This window comes from Nocardia araoensis NBRC 100135, from assembly GCF_000308435.1.
Taxonomy (GTDB): Bacteria; Actinomycetota; Actinomycetes; order Mycobacteriales; family Mycobacteriaceae; genus Nocardia; species Nocardia araoensis.
Map to the genome: position 1 here is coordinate 1 of NZ_BAFR01000163.1, position 4,704 is coordinate 4,704.

The following is a 4,704-nucleotide window of genomic DNA, read 5'->3' on the forward strand; positions in this document are numbered from 1 at the left end:
GGCTGTCGGAGCATCCGACGCAGCAATCCCGTGCCTCCCAATTGTTTCCGCGCGCGTCACTACCGGGCGCCGAAGCTCCGATCTATCCCGCAGCGGCGGCCGCACGGCAGGACGGTATGCCCGCGGGCGCGCCCATGATGGGAGCGCCCGGCGCCGCGGGCGGTGGCGCCGGGCAGGGCAACACCGCCCACAAGCCCGCCAAGTTCTTGCAGTCCAAGGTCCATCTCGACGACGCCATCGGCGCTGTGCCCGACCGAGTGAAGCCGGTGGTCGACTCGTGAACCGGCTCTGGGAATTCACCGATCTGGAGTTCAACCTGCTCTGCGAGGAGGTCAGGCAGGGCGAGCTGCCCGCACCGTTCGTCTTCACCAGCCGCACGCGGCTGGAAGCGGACTACGAGCAGGAGAAGGCGCAGGTCCGGCAGCGGCTGCGGCAGTGGCTCGATCACGATCTGGACGCCTTGGCGGGCGCGATCGCCAAACCCGACGTCTTCGTCGTGGCGCACGCCTGGGACGACCAGGATTTCGGCAATCCGGAAACACGCACCCGGGTGCACGCGATCCGGCACCGGGCGCGCGGCTATGTGATCACCCAGCGACCGGGCGAAACACTCGCGCACAGCGGCGGATTCGACGCCTTCGAGTGCGATCCGCACGCCTTGGCCGACACGGTGGTCGGACTTCTTCCCCGTTGCGGGGCCGGCGGTTCGGACGCGATCCGTCTCTGCCTCCCGGCCGCCGCACCCGAGCCCGAGCCCGAACCGCAGCGGGCCGCCGCCACCATCTCGGACAACGACGACGATCCCGACGACGACGCGGTGCGCAGTGCCGCGTTCTTCGACACTCCCGCCGTCAGCACCGGAATCGTGAAGGTGCTGCAGGGCCGCTCGAAGTACGGACCGCGCGGACGTATCGAAGCGGGCCTGTTGTGGCGGGATCTGCCGGACGACGGACGCTACGTGATGCCCCTGGATCACCCGGCGCCGATCGCCACTGCCATGGGCAGCGACCTGCTGGCCCTGTGGGTGCACGACCGGATCGAGGAGATCCTCTCGCGGATGGATTCGCACATGGAAACCGAGGAGTGATCGCGGCGGTGGCAGGGCCGCGCCGGGCCGCACTCAGCGTTCGGTGAGCCGGAGGGGGCCGCGTATCTGGCGGGCCACCGCACGGAACCAGCCGGTGTCGTACCGGCCACCCTCGGCGTCGAAGGCAGGCCGAAGTGCGTACCAGCACAGGCCGGGTCGCCGATGATGCACGCCGTGCAGGTCGAAGCTCAGTGCCGGGATGAGTACCCGGGCGCGACCCTCGCCCAGCCGGCACCGGCCGGGTCGTAGACCTGGGCCCGCTCACGAGTCCGGTTGTAGCGGTGGTGCAGCAGGTGACCGGCTTTGAGCAACGCCAACGGCGACCCGTACAGCACGGCGAGCACGCGGCCGAACCGGTCGTTGCGGGAACGCAGCCGACGATCGACGCCGTCGTGGAAGCGGACGACGTGGTACCGGGAGCGGAACGAACCGATAACGGTTTCATGAATCGCGGGCTCTCCCGTGGCACGCCGGGAAAGGCGAGAACCATGAGACTGACAGTCATCGGCGGAACCGGCCGGATCGGCTCTCAGGTGGTCGCGAAGCTGGCCGCGGCCGGGCACGAGGCCGTCCCGGCGGCGCCGTCCACCGGTGTCGACCTGATCACGGGAAAGGGCCTGGACCGGGTGCTGGAGGGGGCTGAGGTCGTCGTCGACCTGGCGAACTCGCCCACCTTCGACGAGGCGGCGGTGGATTTCTTCCGCATCTCCATGCGCAACCTGCTCGATGCCGGGGCGAAAGCCGGTGTCGGACACCAGGTCGTGCTCTCGATCGTAGGCGTCGACCAGGTGCCCGATCTGGACTACTACCGGGCCAAGACCATGCAGGAGGACCTGCTGCGGCTGGGGCCGACGCCGTACTCCATCGTGCGCGCCACCCAGTTCTTCGAGTTCATGGACGCGGTGCTGACCTGGACCTCCGACGACGAGACCGTCCGCCTGCCCGCCACCCCGATCCAGCCGATGGCCGCCGCGGACGTGGTCGACGCGGTCGTCGAGGTCGCCACCGGCGCCCCGCTGAACGGCATCCGCAACGTCGCCGGCCCGGAGGTCTTCCGCCTCGACGACCTCGGCAGGCTCACCCTGGCCGCTCGGCACGACAGCCGGACCGTCGTCACCGACGACACGGCGGGCATGTTCGCCGCCGTCTCCGGCGACGTTCTCACGGCGGGCCCGGACGCGCGGCTGGCCGCCACGCACTACCGGGATTGGCTCGCGAAGCAGAGCTGAGCGCGTCACGATGGGCGCACCGCACCGGCTGCCGAAGGCGGCACACCGACCAGCTTGACCAGGAAACGTTCGACCTGCTCCGCCAACGGTGGCCAGGGGCGGTCCGGCTGGTGCAACCGCATCGAGACCGCGCCGTGGACGGCGGCTCGCAGATCGAGCGCGACCGCGGCCGCGTCATCGGCCGGGACGGCGCCTGCGTCCATGCACCGCTGCACCGCCGCGACGGTGCTCTCGGCCAGCTCCTGCCGGAATGCCATGTCGGTGCGCTGGTTCAGCGCGCTCTCGTGGAGCACTTTGTACAGGCCGGGATGGCGGTAGGCCCACTCGCCGAGAACCAGGGTGCGCGAACGCAATCGACCGACCGGGTCGGCATGACCCGCTTCGGCCTGCGCCATCGCCCGCAGCAGGTCGTCATGGCAGCGGTTCAACACCGCCAGAACCAAGGCGTCTCGATCGTCGAAGTGCAGATACACCGACGTGGCTGCGGTGCCTGTCGCCCGCGCCACCGCACGCATCGACAGCGCCTGGTCATCGCCGAGTTCGTCGAGCATCCGCAGCGCGGCGACCACGATCTCCTCCCGCAAGCGTTCGCCCTGCCCGCGGGGATTGCGCCCACGCGTGCGCCGGTTGCCCGACTGTTCCTCTGCCATGACGCGCATTGTATCGGCACAGCTGTAGCGCTACAGTTGTAGCGCTACAGCTGTTCAGTTTCCAGCACAATCCCCTGATCGCCGACGGCGTGGCCGGTCTCCAGCAGCGGCTGGCGTTCTTGCAGGAGACGTTCCCGGCACTGTCGGTGGAGGTCAAACGCTTTGTCGCCGAGGGCGACTACGTGACCGCTCACGTCCACGCCGTTCGGGTGCCCGGTCAGCGAGGCGTGGCGATCATGGACATCTTCCGCCTCGAGGACGGCAAGCTGGCCGAGCATTGGGATGTCTTGCAGGACATACCGGAACAGGCCTTGCATTCGAACGGAATGTTCTAGCCTGCCCGTCGCGGCGGTCGGGCGCTCAGGCGAACGGCCATCGGGTCAGGCGGTCCTCGGCGCGTGCCTCGTACGGCCGGGCGCCGAGGGCACGCGCTCGGTTGCGCGCGGCGACCACTTCGTCGTGCGCGCCGGGGCGACCGAGGATTCCGCGCGCGGTGCCTCGGTACAGCCCGGACGGCCCTAGGCATACCAGTCCCGGCCACTGCACCAGCAGCGTCTCTCCCCACCCCTGGGTCAGCGGTTCCAGTTCGGCGGTGAGCTCACCCACCCGGTCGCGCTGCCGCGGCGCGCGCTGACCGATCGCGAGCAGCGCTTCGAGCAGCAGCGGCACCCGTACGGCGACGCGCGGGCCGTGCCACCTCCCCGGCAGGGCGACAACCGATTCGATCGCCGCCATCGCCCGCTCGTGGTCGCCCAGTTCCGCCGCGGCCATCGCGACCACGAGCGCGAAGTCCTCGTCGAAGTCCTCGGCCATGCGGTCCGCCTCGGCCAGTGCCTCGCCGAGGCGTCCGCGGTGCCACAGCTCGATCGAACTGCTGGTCAGCACCGAGGCCTCGGCGAGCAACCTGGCCCGGTCGTCGAGCGTCCCCAGATCGGCGGCGAAGCGCGTCATCAGCGCCTGGGACCGCTGGTAGTCACCGCGCAGCACGGCGAGCATCACCTCCCACCACAATTGGGTGGCCGCGAGGTCGGTGCCGTCGGCGGCCAGGCGCGCGAATTCCGCCGACAATCGCCGCACCAGCCGCATGTCCCCCACCTCCAGCGCGCAGACACGGCGCAGATGAATCGCCGTCGCCCGCGCCGCACGATCGTGACCGGCGAGTTCCTCGAGTTCCTCGGCGATCTTGCGCCGATCGGCGACGGTCGCCGGATCCCAATGGCACACGAACTCGGCCAGCAGCACCTGCGGCCGCGACCGGCTGCCCGGCGCGCTGCGCGCCCGCGCGTCGGCCAAGGCGTCGAGATCGCCCGCGAGGCCGCCGATCGCGCGATCGGCGGCCTCGATCGCTTCCACCTCGGCGACCAGATCGCCGTCGAGGTCGAGGCGATGAGCGAGTGCCTGTGCCCGCAGTCCGGACGAACCCGCCTGCACCACACCGTATCCGGAGAAGTACCCGGCTACCCCGCGCGGTGCGGCCAGCAGGGCGGTCCGCGCCAGGCCTGGCCAGTCGCGGCGTTCACCACATCGCCGCCCGGCGCGGTCGAAGCACGCGGCCGCCTCGTCGTAGTGGCCGAGGCGGTTGTGCGCTTGTCCGGCAAGCCGATCGAGTTCGATGGACAGCTCGGCATCGCCGGGATCGGTATGCCGCATACCGCGGGCGGCGAGTTCGGCGCACTCGGTGGCCGCGTCCCGCGACAGCGCCTCCCGCGCGGCGACGGCACAGGCGTGCGCCGCGGTG

5 protein-coding genes and 2 pseudogenes are annotated in these 4,704 nt (G+C 70.5%); 4 read left to right on the plus strand and 3 right to left on the minus strand.

The genetic code is table 11. The features are described 5' to 3' along the window. Both ON21_RS38610 and ON21_RS22455 read left to right on the plus strand, forming a co-directional pair. A pseudogene (locus ON21_RS38610) lies at nt 1-281 on the plus strand (hypothetical protein); the annotation flags it as partial. Further along, nucleotides 278-1,087 carry an ESX secretion-associated protein EspG gene (locus ON21_RS22455; RefSeq protein ID WP_039800462.1) on the plus strand — a complete coding sequence of 270 codons (810 nt, stop codon included), beginning with the start codon at nt 278-280 and terminating at the stop codon, nt 1,085-1,087. The pseudogene ON21_RS38610 and the gene ON21_RS22455, both read left to right, overlap by 4 nt. A gap of 188 nt (nt 1,088-1,275) precedes the next feature. Here the strand turns inward: ON21_RS22455 and ON21_RS38615 are convergent, their stop codons facing one another. Next, nucleotides 1,276-1,431, minus strand: coding sequence for a hypothetical protein (locus ON21_RS38615; RefSeq protein WP_157170920.1), 156 nt, complete (start codon nt 1,429-1,431; stop codon nt 1,276-1,278). A gap of 144 nt (nt 1,432-1,575) precedes the next feature. Here ON21_RS38615 and ON21_RS22460 point away from each other — a divergent pair, with 144 nt between their 5' ends. Further along, complete coding sequence (locus ON21_RS22460; protein ID WP_039800464.1) at nt 1,576-2,316, plus strand: SDR family oxidoreductase; 741 nt, start codon at nt 1,576-1,578, stop codon at nt 2,314-2,316. 5 nt (nt 2,317-2,321) lie between these two features. Here the strand turns inward: ON21_RS22460 and ON21_RS22465 are convergent, their stop codons facing one another. After that, nucleotides 2,322-2,966 (minus strand): TetR/AcrR family transcriptional regulator, encoded by a 645-nt coding sequence (locus ON21_RS22465; RefSeq protein ID WP_039800465.1) that lies wholly within the window; start codon nt 2,964-2,966, stop codon nt 2,322-2,324. An 8-nt stretch (nt 2,967-2,974) separates the two neighbouring features. Between ON21_RS22465 and ON21_RS22470 the strand changes: the two genes are divergently transcribed. Next, nucleotides 2,975-3,301 (plus strand): nuclear transport factor 2 family protein, encoded by a 327-nt coding sequence (locus ON21_RS22470; protein WP_051021218.1) that lies wholly within the window; start codon nt 2,975-2,977, stop codon nt 3,299-3,301. A 25-nt stretch (nt 3,302-3,326) separates the two neighbouring features. Here ON21_RS22470 and ON21_RS22475 read toward each other — a convergent pair. Continuing rightward, a pseudogene (locus ON21_RS22475) lies at nt 3,327-4,704 on the minus strand (BTAD domain-containing putative transcriptional regulator); the annotation flags it as partial.